The sequence below is a fragment of the Streptomyces monashensis genome (assembly GCF_001866665.1).
GTDB classification, from domain to species: Bacteria; Actinomycetota; Actinomycetes; order Streptomycetales; family Streptomycetaceae; genus Streptomyces; species Streptomyces monashensis.
This window is the reverse complement of sequence record NZ_MLYO01000020.1, coordinates 1-20,236: the sequence shown is the minus strand read 5'-3', so window position 1 is coordinate 20,236 and position 20,236 is coordinate 1. Positions and strand designations below refer to the sequence as shown.

Here is a 20,236-nt window from a genome sequence, read left to right as displayed (position 1 = left end):
GACGGCGAAAATGAGGAGCGGGAGATCGGTCGTAGCGTCCCCGGCGGGGCCGAGGTGCGGGAGCAGGCGGTCCAGCTCTGCCGAGCGGCCGGTGAAACCAGGCGGGCGGGGCGGCAGGGTGGCACTCGCGCGCGGGACAGGGTCGTGGACGGTGCCTCTACCGGCCACAGCCCTGCTTTCCCGTGACGGGGCCGTAGAAGGTCGCGCCTCGGAAGTCGATGTGGTCATCCGTGTGGCGTTCTTGAGGACCCTCCTCGGAGTCGGCGGAACCCCTGCCGCGAGGCAAGTGCTTCCGCAGCACCGCCACCGTCACCGAGGCCGCCTGCGCCGCCGCCAGCTTCTGCGAGCCGCCGGCGTCGGCCCCATCCTTCGCGGCGTTCGCGTGGTCGCTGACGCCCCGGATGACGAGTGCGTCCAACTGGCCACTGAAATGCGCCGCGTTGGCCGCCCCAGACCCCTCCATCTCGATCGCCCCGGCGTCGTTGTAGTTCGACTCGATGAAGCGCGCGATCTCGGACTCGGAGTCGGCCAGCACCACGTCACCGGTGGCGATCGGTGCGAAGTGCACCTCCACGTCGTCCAGGTCCCGTGCCGCTGACCGAGCCGCCTGTTCCAGTGCGTGTGAGCCGGGCAGGGCTTTGGGCCGTACCTTGAAGCCCTCGCTCGTCTGCTTGCCGCCGTGGATCTCGTACACCTGGGTGCCGACCACGACGTCACCGATGCCGATGTCGTTCTTCAGGCTGCCGGCGACCCCCACGAAGAACACGGCCTGCGGCCTCAGCCACTCGATCAGCTGCGCGGCGAGCGTCGCGGTCCGTTCGGCGCCCACGCCCAACTCGCTGATCGCGACCTGCCAGGGGCTGTCGGGCAGCCTGCCGATCTCGACACGGGTCCCGTTGTGATGGACACGTTCCTCGCGATCCTCGATGTATGGGCGTATGGCCGCGTATTCCAAGGCGAGTGCGGTGAGGATCAGAATGGTGGGTCGAGTCTTCGGCACACTCTCAAAGTACTGCCGGGGGAAGGGGCTGGAGTGCCGGAACGCGATGTCACCGTGGGGCAGTTGCTGCTCACCGAGTACCAGACGCTCAAGGACGAACAGAAGGCACGGATCGGGTTCCGGGACAATCTGCTGTACGTCACCCTCACCGTGGTGGCCGCCGTCATCGCCGCCGCCGCTCAGGCCAAGCAGTCGTCGATGCTGCTGGCGTTGCCGCCGGTGTGCGTCGTACTCGGGTGGACGTATCTCGTGAACGATCAGAAGATCTCGGCGATCGGGGCGTACGTACGTGAGGACCTGGGGCCGCGACTGACCCGACTCGCGGGCACCCCCGACGCCCCTTGTGCCTTTCGCTGGGAAACGGATCACCGCACTGACGCACGCCGCAGGTCGCGCAAGGCCATTCAGTGCATGGTGGACCTGACGGCCTTCTGCGTCGTGCCGTTGGCGGCCCTCGTGCTGTTCTGGGCGGCGGGGGACGGCGGTGGGCTGCTCGTCGCGGTCTCCGTGCTGGAGGCGCTGGCGGTGGGCGGCCTGGGGGTACAGGTCGTGTCGTATGCGGGATTCGCCGCGTCGGAGTGAAATGCGGCGTACCGTGCGAGTGTTGACGATCTCGGGTGGGCGACGCAATGCAAGGCGAATCCAATGACCGCAACTCCGGCCACGATCACGTCGATTTCCGGGACGGCGTGTTCATCGGTCCCGTGACCGGAAAGGCCGAGCACCACCACAGCCATCATCACTACGGTGCCGCCCCTACCGCCCTCGAATCCCTCCCCGCCATGCCGTCCGGTTTCACGGGGCGCGAGCTGGAACTGCGCGCGCTCCTCGACGCCCTGGATCCCCATGCATCGGATGCGTCAGCTGCCGTTCTCGTCACGGCTGTCTCGGGCCTCGGCGGTGTCGGCAAGACCGCGCTCGCGTTGGCGGCAGCGCACGAGGCTTGCGGCAGGGGATGGTTCCCCGGCGGTTCCCTCTTCGTCGACCTGCACGGCTATGAGGAAACTCCCGTCACGGCGGACCTCGCCCTTCAGGCGCTGCTCCGGGCGCTGGGCGTAGCGCCCGATGACCTTCCCAGGGGCGCCGAGGAACGCGGCGCCCTGTACCGCATGAAGCTCGCGGGCATTGCCCGGGACCGAGGTCCGCTTCTCCTACTCACCGACAATGCCTCCTCCGCGGGGCAGGTCTGGCCCCTGCTGCCGGGGCGCTCCGAACACCGGGTCCTGGCCACCTCACGGCACCGACTCGCCGCGCTGGGCGCGCGTCGGCTGCCTCTCGGTGAACTGCCGGTGGACGCCGCTGTCGGTCTCCTCGAGCGTGCGCTGCGGGCAGCGGACCCCGCCGACACGCGGATCACGGACGACCCCCAGTCGGCCGGCCTGTTGGCGGAACTGTGCGGTCGGCTACCGCTGGCGCTGCACATCGCTGCCGCGTTGCTGTCCACCGACCCGGGCGCTCCCGTGTACGAACTCGTCACCGAACTGACGGAGGCGCAGAGCCGTATCGACTGCCTGAACGACGGTGAGCGCAGCGTGCGTGCCACTTTTGATCTCTCCTACCGAAGGCTGCCCGCTGCGGAGGCCCGTCTACTGCGTCTCTTCGCACTGCTGCCCGGTACGGAGTCAGGGTTGGCCGTGGTCGAGTCACTCCAAGGGAAGCGGGATCGTGCGGCGCGTGGCCTGCTGGCCGCCCTCGAACGGGCGCATCTGGTGGCGAGGGGGAGCCATCGGGAGCGGTGGAGGTTGCACGATCTCGTCCGGGAGTACGCCGTGGGCAAGGCGACGACGAAAGAGCGCACTGCAGTCCGGGGACTGGCGATCTGCTTCTATCTGGAACGGGCCAGTGCGGCGGACACACATGTGCGTACAGGCCCTGATGCCCCCTCACCCCGGAGCATCCGATTCCAGCCGTTCCGCGACCGCGGGGAAGCCTTTGCCTGGTTCGACAAGGAGCGTCAAAACCTCGTGGCGGCCACTCAGTGGGCGGCCGATTCACAGCTCTCAGGGGGTGTCTTCCTGCTGGCCCATCATGTGCACGAATATCTGCAGTTCCGCCGGTACTTCGACGACGGAGTCGCCGTCGGCCGTGCTGCCCAGGTTGCCGCTCGGCGAACTGGTGACACGGACTGCGAGGCCGAGGCCTGCAACAGGACGGGAATCTCGCTGCGGGACACAGGGCGGGTAGGACAGGCGATCGAGGCATTTCGGCAGGCCTTCGACCTCTACCAGGCCAGCGGGCAGGAGAGCCACGCGGCTCAGGCGGCGTGCAACCTGGGTATCTCGTTCGTGGATATTGGGCGTTTCGATGACGCGATCAGTGCCTTCGACCACGCTCTCGGCTGCTTCCGGAGCGCCGGGGACCGGCACCACGAGGCCGCCGTGCGCACCAACCTGGCTGTGGTACTCCGCAAGTCCGGCAGGGCGAGGGAGGCGGCCGAGACCGTGAGGCGGGCCATCGACCTCTACCGCGAGACCGGTGACCGGCTCCGCGAGAGCCGCGCCCGGCACGGCTACGGACTCGCGCTCGACGCGTGCGGGAAATCGGACGAGGCGATGGCTGCCTGTCGTGAAGCCCTGGTTGTGGCAGAGGAGTTCGGAGACCGGCACGGTGCCGCAAAAACCCTCTACGCTCTTGGCCTGATCCATGACGGCGCCGGTGAATCGGAGCGGGCACGCTCGTACTGGCTGCGGGCCGCCGAGGCCTACGACCGTGCGGGCGACGCCCGGAACGCAGATCATGCCCGCCGTGCGGTCCGTATTGCGGACGGCATGGCGCCACGATGCTGAGACTTTCCGGCCCTCACCGCCCCTGTGCCACCCACCGGTACACCAGCTCCGGCCTTCCCACCTGCCCGTACAGCGGGCTGCGTCCGGCTCGGCCTGAGTCCACCAGATGCTCCAGGTAGCGTCGGGCGGTGATGCGGGAGATGCCCACCGACTCCGCCAGGCCCGCTGCCGTGAGGCCCTCCGAGGCCTCCCGCAGTGCCGCCGTCACGCGTTCCAGCGTCGGGGCGCTCAGCCCCTTGGGCAGGGCCGCGGGCGACGGTGCCCGGAGGGTGGCCAGGGCGCGGTCGACCTCGTCCTGGCCGCTCGCCTCGCCGGCCGCGGCGTGGAACTCGGCGTAGCGGACCAGGCGGTCGCGGAGGGTCGCGAAGGTGAAGGGCTTCAGGACGTACTGGACGACGCCCAGGGAGACGCCCTCGCGGACCACCGTGAGGTCGCGGGCCGAGGTCACCGCTATGACGTCCGCGTGATGGCCGGCCGCGCGCAGGGAGCGGGCGAACTGGAGGCCGTGCACGTCGGGGAGGTGGAGGTCCAGCAGGAGGAGGTCCACGGGCGTGCGGTCCAGGACGCGGCGTGCCTCCGCGCCCGTGTGGGCCTTGCCGACCGCGACGAACCCCGGCACCCGGCCGACGTACAGCACGTGCGCGTCCGCGGCCACCGGGTCGTCCTCGACCACCAGCACCCTGATCGCCGGTTCATCCGTCATGTCGTGTCGCCTCCCGGCAGCGGGGAAGCCGTACGCGTCGGCAACCGCACCTCGAACACCGCTCCGCCCTCGCCGTCCGCGCCGTCGTCGTCGGACTCCGCCACCGTCAGCGTGCCCTCGTGGCGGGCCACCGCCTGCCGGACCAGGGCCAGCCCGAGCCCCCGCCCGCCGGGCCCGGCCGGCTTGGTGGAGAACCCCCGCTGGAATACCAGGTCGGCATGGGCCGGGTCGACACCGGGGCCGGTGTCGGTCACCCGCAGGACCACGTCGCTGTCCGAGGCGTACGCCGTGACCGTCACCCGCGCCCCGGCGCTGCCCTGCGCCGCGTCCACCGCGTTGTCGATCAGGTTGCCGAGGATCGTGACCAGGTCGCGGGAGGACAGCTCCGCCGGCAGCAGGCCGTCGTCCAGGCGGCTGTCGGGGGAGACGACCAGCTCCACGCCCCGCTCGTTGGCCTGGGCCGTCTTGCCGAGCAGCAGCGCGGCCAGCACCGGCTCGCGCACCGCCGCCACCACCTGGTCGGTCAGGGCCTGCGCCAGCTCCAGCTCCGCCGTGGCGAACGCCACCGCCTCCTCGGCCCGGCCCAGCTCGATCAGCGAGACGACCGTGTGGAGGCGGTTGGCGGCTTCGTGCGCCTGGGAACGCAGGGCCTGGGTGAAGCCGCGTTCCGAGTCCAACTCGCCCGTCAGCGCCTGGAGTTCGGTCACGTCGCGCAAGGTGACGACCGTGCCGCGCCGCTCGCCTCCCGACACCGGGGAGGTGTTCACCACCAGGACCCGGGACGCCGTCAGGTACACCTCGTCCACCCTCGGCTCCGACGACAGCAGTGCACCCGTCAGCGGGCCCGGCAGGCCGAGGTCCGCCACCGAGTGCCCGATCACCTCCTCCTCGCGCCCCACCCCCAGCAGCTCCCGCCCGCCGTCGTTGATCAACGCCACCCTGTACTGCCCGTCCAGCATCAGCAGCCCCTCGCGGACCGCGTGCAGCGCCGCCTGGTGGTAGTCGTGCATCCGGCTCAGCTCGGTGGCGTTCATGCCGTGGGTGTGGCGGCGCAGGCGCGCGTTGACGACGTACGTGCCGACCGCGCCCAGCAGCAGGGTGCCGCCGGCCACCCCGAGCAGGGCCGTGACCTGGCCCTGGACCCGTTCGCTGATCGCCTCGACCTTGATGCCGGCGCTGACCAGGCCGATGACGCGGCCGCCGTCCTCGACCGGGGTCACCGCGCGGACGGACGGGCCGAGGGTGCCGGTGTAGGTCTCGGTGAAGGTGTGGCCGTGCAGGGCGGGGTCGATACGGCCGAGGAACCGCTTGCCGATCTGCGACGGGTCGGGGTGCGTCCAGCGGATGCCGTCCGTGTTCATGATCGTCACGAAGTCGACGTCCGCGTCCCGGGTGACCTGGAGGGCGTAGGGCTGGAGCACGGCCGAGGGGTTCGCGGTGCGGACGGCCGAGCGGACCGAGGGGGCGTCCGCGATGGACCGGGCCACCGCGACGACCTGGCGCTGCGCCGCGTCCTGGGCCTGCTGCCGGTCGCTGACGTAGGTGAACAGCGCGTACCCGGCCACGACCAGCGCGATCAGCACGGCCTGCACGGCGAACAGCTGGCCCGCCAGGCTGCGAGGTCGGGGGAGGGAGGGAACGCGCATGTCAGCAGTGTGCCCCCTCGGTTAAGTGTGAACTAAATGAACGGAAGGGTGACCGCCCTCACAGGCCGGGAGATAGTCACGGCATCCCCCACAACACCCCCGGACGTGAGCCGCACGCCGGTGATGCCGACGAAGACGTCAAGGAGGGCAGCCGTGGCCGCCAGCACCCCCGATACGGCACCAGCCGTACCCCGCGTGAAGCGGGACCGGACTCATTACCTGTACATCGCCGTGATCGCGGCGGTCGTGCTCGGCATCGCCGTGGGGCTCATCTGGCCCGATGCGGCCGTCCAGCTGAAGCCGCTCGGAACCGGTTTCGTCAACCTGATCAAGATGATGATCTCGCCGATCATCTTCTGCACGATCGTGCTCGGCATCGGGTCCGTCCGCAAGGCCGCCAAGGTCGGCGCCGTCGGCGGTATCGCCCTCGGCTACTTCCTGGTGATGTCGCTGGTCGCGCTCGCCATCGGTCTCGTCGTCGGCAACGTGCTCCACCCGGGTGACGGGCTGCACCTGACCGAGGCGCTCAAGCACACCGGGCACGCCCAGGTGGACAGCAAGGCGCTGGGGCCCGTCGACTTCGTGCTGTCGATCATCCCGACCACGTTCGTCTCCGCCTTCACCCAGGGCGAGGTGCTCCAGACGCTGCTGATCGCCCTGCTCGCCGGGTTCGCGCTCCAGGCCATGGGCTCGGCCGGACAGCCGGTGCTGCGCGGCGTCGAGCACATCCAGCGGCTCGTCTTCCGCATCCTGGCGATGATCATGTGGCTGGCGCCCGTCGGTGCCTTCGGCGCCATCGCGGCCGTGACCGGCTCGGCCGGCGTCGACGCGCTCAAGAGCCTCGCCGTGCTGATGCTCGGCTTCTACATCACCTGTGTCCTGTTCGTCTTCGTGGTGCTCGGCGCGGTCCTGCGGATCGTCGCGGGGCTGAACGTCTTCTCGCTGTGCAAGTACCTCGCCCGTGAGTTCCTGCTGATCCTGTCCACCTCCTCCTCCGAGTCCGCGCTGCCGCGGCTCATCGCGAAGATGGAGCACCTGGGCGTCAGCAAGCCGGTCGTCGGCATCACCGTGCCGACCGGGTACTCGTTCAACCTCGACGGCACGATGATCTACATGACCATGGCGTCGCTCTACATCGCGGACGCCCTCGGCACACCGATGTCGATCGGCGAGCAGATCCCGCTGCTGCTCTTCCTGCTGCTGGCGTCCAAGGGCGCGGCGGGCGTCAGCGGCGCCGGTCTCGCGACCCTGGCCGGCGGCCTCCAGTCGCACAAGCCCGCGCTGGTCGACGGCGTCGGTCTGATCGTCGGCATCGACCGCTTCATGAGCGAGGCCCGCGCGCTGACCAACTTCGCGGGCAACGCCGTGGCGACGGTGCTCGTCGGCACCTGGACCAAGGAGATCGACAAGGAGCGGGTGCGGCGGGTGCTCGCCGGTGAGCTGCCCTTCGACGAGACGACACTCATGGACGAGGGCCACGGGACGGCGGCCGAGGTGCCCGAGCGGCGCGAGGAGGAGCTGGCCAAGGCCTGACCGCGAAAGAAGCTCCGGATGTCCGGCCCCGCCTGAACCGGGGCCGGGCATCCGGCATGTCCACGGCACCGCTACGGCGCCGCTACGACTCCTCACTCACCTCGGCCACCAGCTCGGTGGCCGTCGAGGCGGGCACGCCCGCCGCGGTCAGGACCGTGACCGTGGCCGAGCGGCCCGCCTCCGCCGCGGTCAGGAGGCCGTCGTTCACCGCCTCCATCACGGCGAACAGCAGCTGCTCGTGCACGTACGCCAGCGCCGGGGCCGGCAGCGGTGAGCTGAACACGCCCTTCTCCAGCCCGCGTTCCAGCAGCCGGACCTTGTTCGCGCGCAGCGGGGCGAGGCGTTCGCGGATGCCCTGGACGGTGACCGTGCGCTGGGCGAGCGCGACCAGCAGCCGGTAGCGGTCGGCGATCTCCCAGATCGCGAGCACCGACCGGGCCACCGCCTCCGCCGGGTCGGCGACCTCCCTGCGGGCGCCCGCGTCCGCGTCGGCCAGCGCCGCCACGGCCTCGTCGACCAGCGTGCTGATCAGCGCCTCGCGGCTGGGGAAATGGCCGTACACCGTCCGCCGTACGACCCCCGCGGCGCGCGCGATCTGGTCCATGGAGGCGTCGGGGTCGCGCAGCAGTTCCGCGAGGGCGACGTCGAGGATGCGACGCCGGTTGGCGTCGGCGCGGCTGTTACCCGTGGTCATGGCAGTCATTCTGCACGCCCTCCACGATTTGCACACCACTGTGCAGCGGCGTACATTACACATGGTTGTGCAATTGCACGTCACTGTGCAAGTTCGCACGGCTCCGCACCAACCGTCGCGATCCGAGGAAGGCGACCCCTGCCATGCGACTCGTCATGACCGAACCGGTCGAGAAGATGGAGCGCCCGTACGCCCGGCGCTGGTGGGCACTGCTCGTGCTCTGCCTGAGCCTGCTGATCATCGTCATGGCGAACACCGCCCTCACGGTCGCCGCACCCGACATGACGAAGGACCTCGGGCTCTCCAGCGCCGACCTCCAGTGGGTGATCGACGGCTACACCGTGCCGTACGCCGCGCTGATGCTGCTGCTCGGCGCGATCGGCGACAAGTACAGTCGACGCGGCGCGCTCGTCCTCGGCCTCGCCGTGTTCGGCGGCGGTGCCGTCTTCGGCTACCTCGCGGACAGCTCCACGACCGTCATCGCGGCCCGCGCCGTGATGGGCGTCGGCGCGGCGCTGATCATGCCCGCCACGCTCTCCCTGCTCGCCGCGACCTTCCCGCGCGCCGAGCGCGCCAAGGCGATCGTGCTGTGGACCGCCACCGCCGGTCTCGCCATCGCCGCCGGACCGGTCGTCGCGGGCGCGCTGCTGCGCGACCACGGCTGGTCCTCGACCTTCCTGATCAACGTGCCGATCGCGGCCGTCGCGATCGTCCTCGCCTTCGTGCTCATCCCGCCGTCCAGGGCCGGTCACCACGACCGCATCGACTACGTCGGCGGCCTGCTCTCCGTCCTGTGGACCGGCTCCCTCGTCTACATGATCATCGAGGGCCCGCACTTCGGCTGGCACGCCAAGGCCATCGCGGCCGCGGTCGCGGCCGGCGCCGGCCTGGTGGCGTTCGTCCTCTGGGAGCTGCGCCACCCCCGCCCCATCCTGGACGTCCGCCGCTTCGCGCACCGCCGCTTCGCGGGCTCCAACCTCGCCGTCGCCCTGTTCTTCCTCGCCGTCTTCGGCGCCTTCTACTACCTCACCCAGCACCTCCAGTTCGTCCTCGGCTACGACGCCCTGCAGACCGGCGTCCGGATGCTCCCGCTGGCCGGCGCGGTCTTCGTCGGCTCGGCCCTGACGGGCTTCCTGACCCCGCGCGTCGGCATGAAGTGGACGGTCAGCGCGGGCATGGTCGGCGGCACCACCGCCCTCGCCCTGCTGACCCGGGTCGACGCGGGCTCGACGTACGGCGACTTCCTCGCCCCCCTGATCATCCTGGGCCTCGCCATCGGCCTCGCGCTCTCGCCCTGCACCGACGCGATCATGGGCGCCTTCCCCGAGTCCGAACTGGGCGTCGGCGGCGCGGTCAACGACACCTCGCTGGAGCTGGGCGGCTCCCTCGGCATCGCCATCCTCGGCTCGCTGCTCGCGACGTCGTACGGCCACCACCTGAGCGACGCCACGGCCGGCAGCAAGCTCCCGGCGAGCGCCCTGGACACGGCTCGGGACTCGGTCGGCGCCGGGTACGCGGTCGCGCAGGGCATCGGCGACAAGGCGCACGCGCTGGCCGCACAGGCCGCGAAGGCGACCGACCCGCAGCAGGCGGCGCAGCTCAAGCAGCAGGCCGCCGAACTCGCCGGCGGCGCCCGGCAGATGGCCGACGCGGTCGGCTCCTCCTTCTCCGCCGCCGTCGCGCACACCAGCCTGGTCGGCGCGGTCATCCTCGGCATCGGCACCGTCCTGGTGGCCGTTCTGCTCCCGCGCCGTGAAAGCCCCGCGCCACAGGTGAAGGAGCGGGAGAGGGAACCGGCGGACAGCGCCGCCGTCTGAGCACTCCTTCCCCGCGTCCGCTAACGTGCCGCTCCGGATCGTTCGGAACGGCACGTTCGCGTGTGGCGTCCGTACAGGCGACACATCAGGTACAGGCAAGTGGAGGCTCGGGGGACATGAAGATCGACTGGGACCGGCGGACCTGCGCGCGCAAGGGGCATACGACCTACGCGCCCGACGAACCCACGCTGCGGCCGCGGCTGCACGCCGAGACCGCGCTCGGGGACGCCTGGCGCTGCCTGCGCTGCGGCGACTTCGTGCTCGGCGAGCCGCACGGCTCGGGACCGGCGGCGAACGCCCCGCTGGTGCCGCGCGGCAAGGTGCTGCGGGACCTGTTCATCCTGCGCTTCCTCGCGATCGAGCGGCTGGTGCGCGGCGTGTTCATCGTGCTGGTCGCCATAGCGGTCTGGAAGTTCAGCAACAGCCAGGACGCGGTGCGCCGCCTCTTCAACGAATACCTGGACGTCCTGCGCCCGGTCTTCCGGCACTTCCACTACGACCTCGACCACTCGCCCGTGGTCGGCTCGGTACAGAAGGCGTTCGGCTACAAGCACTCCACGCTCATGATCGTCGCCGGGCTGGCGCTGGCCTACGCCCTGATCGAGCTGATCGAGGCGGTCGGCCTCTGGTACGCCAGGCGCTGGGCGGAGTACCTGACGGTCGTCGCGACGGCCGCGTTCCTCCCCCTGGAGATCTACGAACTCACCGAGAAGGTCAGCTATCTGAAGATCGCCACCCTCGTCCTCAACATCCTGGCCGTCCTCTACATCGCCGTCGCCAAACGCCTCTTCGGCCTCCGGGGCGGAGCCAGGGCCTTCGAGGAGGAGCGCCGGAGCGCGTCGCTGATGGAGGTCGAGGAGTCGGCGGGGGTGCCCGTCTTGCCTTGACCCCGGCGTCAACGCCTACCGTCGTGGGCATGCGAATCGGCGAGCTGGCCGCGCGGGCCGGGACCACGACCCGCGCGCTGCGGTACTACGAGTCGCGCGGGCTGCTGCCGGCCCGGCGGGACGGCAACGGGCACCGCACGTACGACGAGGGGGATCTGCGGCTGTTGGCGCAGATCCGCACGCTCCAGGACTTCGGGTTCGAGCTGGAGGAGACGCGGCCCTTCGTCGAGTGCCTGCGGGCCGGGCACCCGGAGGGTGACTCCTGCCCGGCCTCGCTGCAGGTCTACCGGCGCAAGCTGGCCGAGCTGGACGCGCTCGTCGGACAGCTGCGGTCGGTGCGGGAGACGGTCGCGGGGCAGCTGGCGCGGGCCGAGGAGGCACGGGACGCGCTGGCCGCCGATGCGCTGGTTCCGGGGGGTCCGGAGCCCGGGTGCGAACTGGGAGGGCAGCAGCGGTGATCAACGCGGCGGGTGTGGCCGAGGTGCGGGACACGGATTTCGAGGCGGAGGTGCTGCGGTCGGAACTGCCGGTGCTCGTCGAGTTCACGGCCGACTGGTGTCCGCCGTGCCGGCAGATGGGCCCGGTGCTCAGCGCACTCGCGGCCGAGGAGGCGGGCCGGCTGAAGGTCGTACAGCTGGATGTGGACACCAGTCCGGAGATCACGAACGCGTACCAGGTGCTGTCGATGCCGACGTTCATGCTGTTCCGGGCGGGCGAGCCGGTGAAGGCGATGGTGGGGGCGCGGCCCGGGCGGCGCCTGCGCGAGGAGCTGGCCGACGCGCTGCACGGCATACGGTAAAGAACGGCCGGGCACCAAAAAATCCCCTGAGCAATTGCACTCGGGGGATTTCTCTGCGTATATTCGGTGGTTCGCGACTTCAATCCTGCGATGCCGCGAAGAAGTTCACTGAGCAGAGTATATCCGGGCGGGAGTGGAATTGTCAAACAGCGAATATCCAGGCGATGAATTGCGCAACGAGCAGGAATTCATCGACGGACTGTACGCGTGCGTGGACGTACTGCGCGGAGAGACCGAGACCTCGGTCACGGACGCGCTCGCCCAGGGCGACAAGCCCATGCAGGCCCGGCTGGAGCGGGACATCCTCGTCGCCGAGCGCTCGGGGCTGCTCGCCGCGCTGAACGCCGTGGACGGCTCGCTCTGCTTCGGCCGGATCGACCTGGCCGACGGCACCGCCCACCACATCGGCCGGATCGGGCTGCGCGAGGACGACGCCGAGCACACCCCGGTGCTGATCGACTGGCGGGCCGACGTCGCCCGGCCCTTCTACCTCGCCACCGGACACACCCCGATGGGCCTGCGCCGACGCCGGCACATCACCACCGAGGACCGGACCGTGACCTCGCTGCACGACGAGATCCTGGACCTCGGCGACACCACCCGCACCGGGCACGAGGACCCGAGCGGGGACGCCGTGCTGCTGGCCGCGCTGAACTCGGCGCGCACGGGCCGGATGAGCGACATCGTGCAGACCATCCAGGCCGCACAGGACGAGATCATCCGGGCGCCGTACCGCGGGGTGCTGGTGGTCGAGGGCGGCCCGGGGACCGGGAAGACGGCGGTCGCGCTGCACCGCGCCGCCTACCTGCTCTACGAGTACCGCGAGCTGCTGGCCCGCCGCGCCGTGCTGATCGTCGGCCCCAACCCGGCCTTCCTCGGCTACATCGGCGAGGTGCTGCCCTCGCTCGGCGAGACCGGCGTGCTGCTGGCCACCGTCGGCGAGCTGTTCCCCGGCGTGAAGGCCACCGCGGCCGACACCCCGCAGGCGGCCGCCGTGAAGGGCCGCGCCGACATGGCCGAGGCGCTGGCCGCCGCCGTCCGCGACCGGCAGGCCCTGCCCGACCCGGTGATCACCGTCCAGCACGACCGCGAGGTGCTGATGCTCGACGACGGCCTCGTCGGCGTCGCCCGCGAACGCACCCGCGCCGCCAGGCTCCCGCACAACGCGGCCCGCGAGTACTTCGAGGGCCACATCCTCAACACCCTCACCGAGCTGTACGCCGAGCGCGTCGGCACCGACCCCTACGACGGAACCAGCCTGCTCGACGCCTCCGACCTCACCCAGATCCGCGACGAACTCGCCGAGAACCCCGAAGTCTGGTCCGCCGTCGACCTGTTGTGGCCCCGGATCACCCCGCAGCGCCTCGTCGCCGACTTCCTCACCGAGCCGCACGACTACCTGCCCGAGGCGGACGCGGACGCGATCCGCAGACCCGTGACCCGCGCCTGGACCGTCGCCGACGTCCCGCTCCTCGACGAGGCGGCCGAACTCCTCGGCGAGGACGACCGCTTCGCCCGCGCCCGGGCCGAGCGGGAACGCGAGACGCAGGTCGCCTACGCCCAGGGCGTGCTGGACGTCTCCTACGCGTCCCGGACCTACGAGTTCGAGGACAAGGAGGACAGTGACCCGGACGCGTCCGAGGTGCTGTCCGCGCACGACATCATCGACGCCGAGCGGTTCGCCGAGCGGCAGGAGGAGGCGGACCACCGCAGCGCCGCCGAGCGGGCCGCGGCCGACCGCACCTGGGCGTTCGGGCACATCATCGTGGACGAGGCGCAGGAGCTGTCGCCGATGGCCTGGCGGCTGCTGATGCGGCGCAGCCCGACCCGCTCGATGACCCTGGTCGGCGACCCGGCCCAGACGGCCGAGGCGGCCGGGGTCGGCTCCTGGTCGGACATCCTCACGCCGTACGTCGAGGACCGCTGGGAGCACACCCGGCTCGGCGTCAACTACCGCACCCCGGCCGAGATCATGGAGCTGGCCGCGGCCGTCGTACGTGCCGAGCACCCGGACTTCGAGCCGCCCAGCTCGGTCCGCTCGACGGGCGAACGGCCGTGGGTGCGCCGGGCGGCGGACGACCTGCCCGGCGCGGTCGCCGAGGCGGTCGCCGAACTCGCCCCCGCCGAGGGCCGCCTCGCGGTCATCGCCCCGCGTGACCTGCACCGGCGACTGGCCGCCCGCCTCGACGGCGTCACGGCCGGCGCCGAACCCGACCTCACCCGCGGCGTCGTCCTCCTCGACCCCCGCCAGTCCAAGGGCCTGGAGTTCGACGCGGTCCTGGTGGTGGAACCGGCCCGCTACGGCACCAGCGACCTCTACGTGGCCCTGACCCGGGCCACACAGCGGCTCGGGGTGCTCTACACGGACACCCTGCCCGAGGCGCTCACGCCGGCCGCAGCCACACCGTAGCCAGCGGGGGCAGGGTCAGCCGGATGCTCGCGGGGCGGCCATGGGTGCCCCGTGGCTCCGGCTTGACCACGTCCGGGTGGACGACGCCGCTGCCGCCGTAGCGCCCGGCGTCGGTGTTGAGCACCTCCACCCATGCCGGTACGTCCTCCGGGACGCCGAGGCGGTAGTCCTCGCGCACCACCGGTGAGAAGTGGCAGACGGCGAGGAGCGGGGTGCCGTCGGCGGACCGGCGCAGGAACGCGAGGACGTTGTCGTCGGCCGCGTCCCCGGTGAGCCACTCGAAGCCCGCCGGATCGGTGTCCCGCTCCCAGAGGGCCGGGGCCGCGCGGTAGAGGGTGTTCAGGTCGCGGACCAGCTCCCGTACGCCCCGGTGGTCGGCCTCGGCGCCGTACGCCGGGTCGAGCAGCCACCAGTCGGGGCCGTGCGCCTCGGACCACTCGGCGCCCTGTGCGAACTCCTGGCCCATGAAGAGGAGTTGCTTGCCGGGGTGGGCCCACATGAAGCCCAGGTAGGCCCGGTGGTTCGCGCGCTGCTGCCACCAGTCGCCGGGCATCTTCGAGACCAGGGACCGCTTGCCGTGCACGACCTCGTCGTGGGAGATCGGCAGGACGTAGTTCTCGCTGTAGGCGTACACCATCGAGAAGGTCATCCCGTGGTGGTGGTACCTGCGGTGCACCGGCTCCTTCTGCATGTACTCCAGCGAGTCGTGCATCCAGCCCATGTTCCACTTCAGCCCGAAGCCGAGCCCGCCGCCGTCCGTCGGCCGCGTCACCCCGTCCCAGGCCGTGGACTCCTCGGCGATGGTGACGACCCCCGGGCAGCGCCGGTAGACGGTCGCGTTCATCTCCTGCAGGAAGGCCACCGCGTCCAGGTTCTCCCGGCCGCCGTGCTCGTTCGGCGTCCACTGGCCCGGCTCGCGCGAGTAGTCCAGGTACAGCATCGAGGCCACGGCGTCCACACGCAGCCCGTCGATGTGGAACTCCTCGCACCAGTACACGGCGTTCGCCACCAGGAAGTTGCGCACCTCCCGGCGGCCGAAGTCGAACTCCAGCGTCCCCCAGTCCGGATGCGCGGCCCGCAGCGGATCGTGGTGCTCGTACAGCGGCCGCCCGTCGAACTCGGCCAGCGCCCAGTCGTCGCGCGGGAAGTGCGCCGGCACCCAGTCCATCAGCACACCGATCCCGGCCTGGTGCAGCCTGTCCACCAGGTACCGGAAGTCGTCCGGCGTGCCGAGCCGGGCCGTGGGGGCGTAGAAGCCGGTCACCTGGTAGCCCCAGGAGCCGCCGAAGGGATGCTCGGCGACCGGCATCAGCTCCACATGGGTGAAACCCAACTCCGATACATAGGCCGGTAGTTGGTCGGCCAGCTCGCGGTACGACAGTCCCGGCCGCCAGGACGGCAGGTGCACCTCGTACACCGACAGCGGCGCCTCGTGCACGGGCCGGTCCCCGCGGTGCGCCATCCACCGCGTGTCGCCCCACTCGTGGTGCGAGGCGGTCACGATCGACGAGGTGGCGGGCGGGGCCTCCGTGCGGCGGGCCAGCGGATCGGCGCGCAGGGTGTGCGAGCCGTCGGGACGGATGATCTCGAACTTGTACAGCTCGCCCTCGCCGAGGCCCGGCACGAACAGCTCCCACACCCCACAGGAGCCCAGCGAGCGCATCGGATGCCCGGTGCCGTCCCAGAGGTCGAAACCGCCCGCGAGCCGCACCCCGCGCGCGTCCGGCGCCCACACCGCGAACCGGGTGCCGGACACCCCCTGGTGGACGGTGACATGCGCGCCGAGCGCCCGCCACAGCTGCTCGTGCCGGCCCTCGCCGATCAGATGCAGGTCCAGCTCGCCGAGCGTGGGCAGGAACCGGTAGGCGTCCTCGGTCTCCAGGACCGTGCCCTCGTACGCCACGAGCAGCCGGTAGGCGGGGACCTCGGTGAGCGGGAGCAGCCCGGAGAAGAAACCGTCCCCGTCGTCGTGCAGTTCCGCCTCGAACGCGTCGGCGGCGACGGTGACGGACAGCGCGTACGGCCGGAAGGCCCGGAACACCACACCGCCCGGCACCGGATGGGCGCCGAGGACCGCGTGCGGGTCGTGGTGGACGCCATGCAGCAGCCGCTCGCGGTCGGCGGCGGGGGCCACGGCGGCGGGGACGGTGTGCCGGTCGGTCACGGACGGGCCTCCTGGTCGGACGCGGCGAGCCGGCGGATCGCCGAGAGCGGTACGGGGAGCCAGTCGGGCCGGTGCCGGGCCTCGTAGAGGACCTCGTACACCGCCTTGTCGGTCTCGAAGGCCCGTAGCAGCACCGCGTCGGTGCGTGGATCGCGGCCCGCCACCTGCGCGTACCCCGCGCAGTAGGCGGCCCGGCACCCGCGCGCCCAGTCCGGTGCGGGCGGCCGCACCGAGTGGGCCGCGTAGTCGAAGGAGCGCAGCATCCCGGCGATGTCCCGCACCGGCGGCTGCGGCAGGCGCCGTTCGGCGAGCGGCCGGGCCGGCTCGCCCTCGAAGTCGATCAGCGACCAGGTCCCGTCCGCCGCGCGCAGACACTGCCCGAGGTGCAGATCGCCGTGGATGCGCTGCGCGGTCCAGGCGTGACCCCCGGCGGCCGGCCGGTCCAGGTCCGCGTAGGCCTGCCGCAGCCCCTCCTCGTACGGCCGCAGCGCCGGTACGGCCTGTACCGCCGCCCCCAGCCGCTGACGCATCCCCTCGGACAGCGCGCGGAGTTGGGCATGCCCGAGGGTGACCGTCGGCAGGGCGCGGGCGAGCGCGGTGTGCACCTCGGCCGTGGCCCGGCCCAGCGCGCACGCCTCGGCGACGAAGTCCTCGCCCTTGGCCAGCTCCCGCAGCGCCAGCTCCCAGCCGTCGGCCGCACCGCGCACGAAGGGCTGCAGCACGGCGAGGACGTACGGCTCCTCGTGCTCGACCTCCGCGCGCGCCCACGCCGTCGGCGCGGGCACCCGGGGGCAGCCCTCGCGGGCCAGCGCGAGCGGTATCTCCAGGTCGGGATTGACGCCGGGCACCACCCGGCGCAGCAGCTTCAGTATGAACGTGTCGCCGTACACCACCGAGGAGTTGGACTGTTCGGCGGTGATCAGCCGGGCCACCAGACCCGTGCGGATGTCGTGCCCCGGGTCCCGGTCGAAGCGCAGTGAGCCGATGCGGGCCCGGGTGCGCAGGGCCTCCAGGAGCACCTCGGCGGGCCGGGGGTCGTACAGGGCCTCGTACACCGTGCGTCCGGCGAGCGGCCCCTCGTCCACGTGCCCGATCAGCGCGGGCGCCAGCCGGGGCGGCAGCGCCTCGCGCACGCCTATCAGGAACTGGTAGACGTCGCCGGGGCCGCGCACGTCCGGCTGGTGGACGCGGAGCAGCAGGTGGTAGAGGCCGAGGCGGCCGTGGGGCGGGAGCAGTTCGGTGACGGCCACGGGGGAGAACCCGGTGACCGGGCGTCCCTTGCCCGAGAACCAGCGCTGTCTCGGCAGCCAGGTGCGCAACAGGGGAGCGAGGGAATCCAGGAGCGAGGGGGTGGTGACCGGATCCGCCATGGGCGTCACGTCCTTTCCCCGGGGTCGTCGGGGGGTGTTCCTTGTGCGTGCCCCGGGCGGGCCGGTGGAAACGCGCCACCGCCCCGCCCGGCCGGAAACCACGCAGGTCCGCTACACGGACTCGCGGCGCAGCCTGAACCAGTAGAAGCCGTGCCCCGCGAGGGTGAGCAGGTACGGCAGTTCACCGATCGCCGGGAAGCGGACCCCGCCGAACAGCTCGACGGGATGCCGCCCGCCGAACCGGCTCAGGTCCAGCTCGGTCGGCTGGGCGAAACGCGAGAAGTTGTGCACGCACAGCACCACGTCGTCCCCGCCGTCCCGCGACAGGGGGGTCTCGCGCAGGAAGGCGAGCACCGCCGGGTTGGAGGACTGGAGTTCGTTGTACGACCCCAGTCCGAAGGCGGGGTTCTGCTTGCGGATCTCGATCATGCGCCGGGTCCAGTGCAGCAGCGACGACGGCGAGGACATCGCGGCTTCCACGTTGGTGACCTGGTAGCCGTAGACCGGGTCCATGATCGTCGGCAGGAACAGCCGCCCGGGGTCGCTGGACGAGAAGCCGGCGTTGCGGTCGGGGGTCCACTGCATGGGGGTGCGGACGGCGTCGCGGTCGCCGAGCCAGATGTTGTCGCCCATGCCGATCTCGTCGCCGTAGTAGAGGATCGGCGAGCCGGGCAGGGAGAGCAGCAGGGCGGTGAACAGTTCGATCTGGTTGCGGTCGTTGTCGAGGAGGGGGGCGAGGCGGCGGCGGATGCCGATGTTGGCGCGCATCCGTGGGTCCTTGGCGTATTCGGCCCACATGTAGTCGCGTTCCTCGTCGGTGACCATCTCGAGGGTGAGCTCGTCGTGGTTGCGCAGGAAGATGCCCCACTGGCATTTCGAGGGGATGGCGGGGGTCTTGGCGAGGATCTCCGAGACCGGGTAGCGCGATTCGCGGCGTACGGCCATGAAGATGCGCGGCATGACGGGGAAGTGGAAGGCCATGTGGCACTCGTCGCCGCCGGTGCCGTAGTCGCCGAAGTAGTCGACCACGTCCTCGGGCCACTGGTTGGCCTCCGCCAGCAGCACGGTGTCCGGGTACTGGGTGTCGATCTCCTTGCGGACCCGCTTCAGGAACTCATGGGTCGCCGGCAGGTTCTCGCAGTTGGTGCCCTCCTGCTGGTACAGGTACGGCACGGCGTCCAGCCGGAACCCGTCGATGCCGAGATCCAGCCAGAACTTCAGCGCGGAGATCATCTCCTCCTGCACCGCCGGGTTCTCGTAGTTCAGATCCGGCTGGTGCGAGAAGAAGCGGTGCCAGTAGTACTGCTTGCGTACGGGGTCGTACGTCCAGTTGGAGGCCTCGGTGTCGACGAAGATGATCCGGGCGTCCTGGAACTGCTTGTCGTCGTCGGCCCATACGTAGTAGTCGCCGTACGGCCCGTCCGGATCGCGCCTCGACTCCTGGAACCAGGGGTGCTGGTCGCTGGTGTGGTTCATGACGAAGTCGATGATGACGCGCATGCCGCGCTGGTGGGCGGCGTCCACGAACTCCACGAAGTCGGCGAGGTCGCCGAACTCGGGCAGGACGGCCGTGTAGTCGGAGACGTCGTAACCGCCGTCCCGCAGCGGGGACTTGAAGAACGGCGGCAGCCACAGGCAGTCCACGCCGAGCCACTGCAGATAGTCCAGCTTGGCGGTCAGACCTTTCAGGTCGCCGATGCCGTCGCCGTTGCTGTCCTGGAAGGAGCGGACCAGGACCTCGTAGAAGACGGCGCGTTTGAACCAATCCGGGTCACGGTCCTTGGCGGGCGTGTCCTCGAAGGTGTCCGGAACGGGCTCGTTGACGATCATGTGGTGGGTGACCCTCCGATCTGCGGGGTGGACGGTCGCAGGACGCGGAAGACGTGCGCGGGCCTGATACCCGGTTCGAGGCGCACATAGTTGGCCCTGCCCCAGTGATAGGTCTCGCCGGTGAGCTCGTCGCGCACCGGCACGGACTCGTGCCAGTCCAGGCCGAGTTGCGGCATGTCCAACGAGACCGTGGCCTCCTGGGTGTGGCGGGGATCGAGGTTCGCGACCACCAGTACCGTGTTCGACCCGCTCCGCTTCGAGTAGGCGATCACCGCGTCCTTGTCCGCGTGGTGGAAGCGCAGATCGCGCAGTTGGCGCAGCGCCGGGTTCTGCCGCCGGACGGTGTTGAGCCGGGTGATGAGGGGGGCGATGCTGCGGCCCTCCCGTTCGGCGGATTCCCAGTCGCGGGGGCGGAGTTGGTACTTCTCGGAGTCGAGGTACTCCTCGCTGCCGTCCTTGAGCGGGGTGTTCTCGCACAGTTCGTAGCCGCTGTAGACGCCCCAGGCGGGGGAGAGGGTGGCGGCGAGGACGGCGCGGACCTCGAAGGCGGGGCGGCCGCCGTGCTGGAGATAGGCGTGCAGGATGTCCGGGGTGTTG

At 70.9% G+C, this 20,236-nt stretch carries 16 protein-coding genes; 8 read left to right on the top strand and 8 right to left on the bottom strand.

Going from position 1 to position 20,236, the window contains the following annotated elements:
- Window positions 1-157 precede the first annotated feature (157 nt).
- The gene (locus tag BIV23_RS12240; RefSeq protein WP_079173107.1) at window positions 158-1,000 is read right to left on the bottom strand and encodes a 5'-methylthioadenosine/S-adenosylhomocysteine nucleosidase family protein; all 843 of its coding nucleotides are present in this window, start codon (window positions 998-1,000) and stop codon (window positions 158-160) included.
- A 33-nt stretch (window positions 1,001-1,033) separates the two neighbouring features.
- Here BIV23_RS12240 and BIV23_RS12235 point away from each other — a divergent pair, with 33 nt between their 5' ends.
- Window positions 1,034-1,582: a hypothetical protein gene (locus BIV23_RS12235; protein WP_071380832.1), complete on the top strand. Its 549-nt coding sequence runs from the start codon at window positions 1,034-1,036 to the stop codon at window positions 1,580-1,582.
- 47 nt (window positions 1,583-1,629) lie between these two features.
- Entirely contained in the window at window positions 1,630-3,786 is a 2,157-nt protein-coding gene (locus tag BIV23_RS12230; protein WP_071380881.1) for a tetratricopeptide repeat protein, read from the top strand.
- A gap of 13 nt (window positions 3,787-3,799) precedes the next feature.
- On the opposite strand, the gene BIV23_RS12225 is transcribed toward BIV23_RS12230, so the two are convergent.
- Together BIV23_RS12225 and BIV23_RS12220 are read right to left on the bottom strand one after the other, a co-directional pair.
- Window positions 3,800-4,489 carry a response regulator gene (locus BIV23_RS12225; RefSeq protein WP_071380831.1) on the bottom strand — a complete coding sequence of 230 codons (690 nt, stop codon included), beginning with the start codon at window positions 4,487-4,489 and terminating at the stop codon, window positions 3,800-3,802.
- A complete protein-coding gene (locus tag BIV23_RS12220) occupies window positions 4,486-6,135 on the bottom strand; it encodes a sensor histidine kinase (protein WP_071380830.1) in 1,650 nt (549 codons plus the stop codon). The genes BIV23_RS12225 and BIV23_RS12220 overlap by 4 nt, the downstream gene beginning before the upstream one ends.
- A 123-nt stretch (window positions 6,136-6,258) precedes the next feature.
- Here BIV23_RS12220 and BIV23_RS12215 point away from each other — a divergent pair, with 123 nt between their 5' ends.
- Window positions 6,259-7,668: a cation:dicarboxylate symporter family transporter gene (locus BIV23_RS12215; RefSeq protein ID WP_071380880.1), complete on the top strand. Its 1,410-nt coding sequence runs from the start codon at window positions 6,259-6,261 to the stop codon at window positions 7,666-7,668.
- A gap of 82 nt (window positions 7,669-7,750) precedes the next feature.
- Here BIV23_RS12215 and BIV23_RS12210 read toward each other — a convergent pair whose 3' ends face one another.
- The gene (locus tag BIV23_RS12210) at window positions 7,751-8,371 is read right to left on the bottom strand and encodes a TetR/AcrR family transcriptional regulator (RefSeq protein ID WP_071380829.1); all 621 of its coding nucleotides are present in this window, start codon (window positions 8,369-8,371) and stop codon (window positions 7,751-7,753) included.
- Window positions 8,372-8,505: 134 nt separating this feature from the next.
- On the opposite strand from BIV23_RS12210, the gene BIV23_RS12205 reads away from it, so the two are divergent.
- From BIV23_RS12205 to BIV23_RS12185, 5 genes are all read left to right on the top strand, one after another.
- Complete coding sequence (locus BIV23_RS12205; RefSeq protein ID WP_071380828.1) at window positions 8,506-10,179, top strand: MFS transporter; 1,674 nt, start codon at window positions 8,506-8,508, stop codon at window positions 10,177-10,179.
- A gap of 116 nt (window positions 10,180-10,295) precedes the next feature.
- A complete protein-coding gene (locus BIV23_RS12200) occupies window positions 10,296-11,066 on the top strand; it encodes a DUF2127 domain-containing protein (RefSeq protein WP_071380827.1) in 771 nt (256 codons plus the stop codon).
- Between the two features lie 29 nt (window positions 11,067-11,095).
- The gene (locus BIV23_RS12195) at window positions 11,096-11,524 is read left to right on the top strand and encodes a MerR family transcriptional regulator (RefSeq protein ID WP_071380826.1); all 429 of its coding nucleotides are present in this window, start codon (window positions 11,096-11,098) and stop codon (window positions 11,522-11,524) included.
- Window positions 11,521-11,865 (top strand): thioredoxin family protein, encoded by a 345-nt coding sequence (locus BIV23_RS12190; protein WP_071380825.1) that lies wholly within the window; start codon window positions 11,521-11,523, stop codon window positions 11,863-11,865. Before BIV23_RS12195 ends, BIV23_RS12190 begins: the two co-directional genes overlap by 4 nt.
- A gap of 169 nt (window positions 11,866-12,034) precedes the next feature.
- The gene (locus BIV23_RS12185; RefSeq protein WP_177239868.1) at window positions 12,035-14,275 is read left to right on the top strand and encodes a HelD family protein; all 2,241 of its coding nucleotides are present in this window, start codon (window positions 12,035-12,037) and stop codon (window positions 14,273-14,275) included.
- On the opposite strand, the gene glgB is transcribed toward BIV23_RS12185, so the two are convergent.
- The 4 genes from glgB to BIV23_RS12165 form a co-directional block, all read right to left on the bottom strand.
- Window positions 14,250-16,439: a 1,4-alpha-glucan branching enzyme gene (gene glgB / locus BIV23_RS12180; protein ID WP_071380824.1), complete on the bottom strand. Its 2,190-nt coding sequence runs from the start codon at window positions 16,437-16,439 to the stop codon at window positions 14,250-14,252. The genes BIV23_RS12185 and glgB overlap by 26 nt on opposite strands.
- Window positions 16,436-17,809, bottom strand: a complete 1,374-nt coding sequence (locus tag BIV23_RS12175) for a maltokinase N-terminal cap-like domain-containing protein (RefSeq protein ID WP_071380823.1) — start codon at window positions 17,807-17,809, stop codon at window positions 16,436-16,438. Before BIV23_RS12175 ends, glgB begins: the two co-directional genes overlap by 4 nt.
- A gap of 111 nt (window positions 17,810-17,920) precedes the next feature.
- Window positions 17,921-19,639 carry a maltose alpha-D-glucosyltransferase gene (gene treS / locus BIV23_RS12170; RefSeq protein WP_071380822.1) on the bottom strand — a complete coding sequence of 573 codons (1,719 nt, stop codon included), beginning with the start codon at window positions 19,637-19,639 and terminating at the stop codon, window positions 17,921-17,923.
- Window positions 19,636-20,236 (bottom strand): alpha-glucosidase C-terminal domain-containing protein (locus BIV23_RS12165; RefSeq protein ID WP_143079072.1); only part of this gene is annotated, 601 nt, incomplete at its 5' end. The genes BIV23_RS12165 and treS, both read right to left, overlap by 4 nt.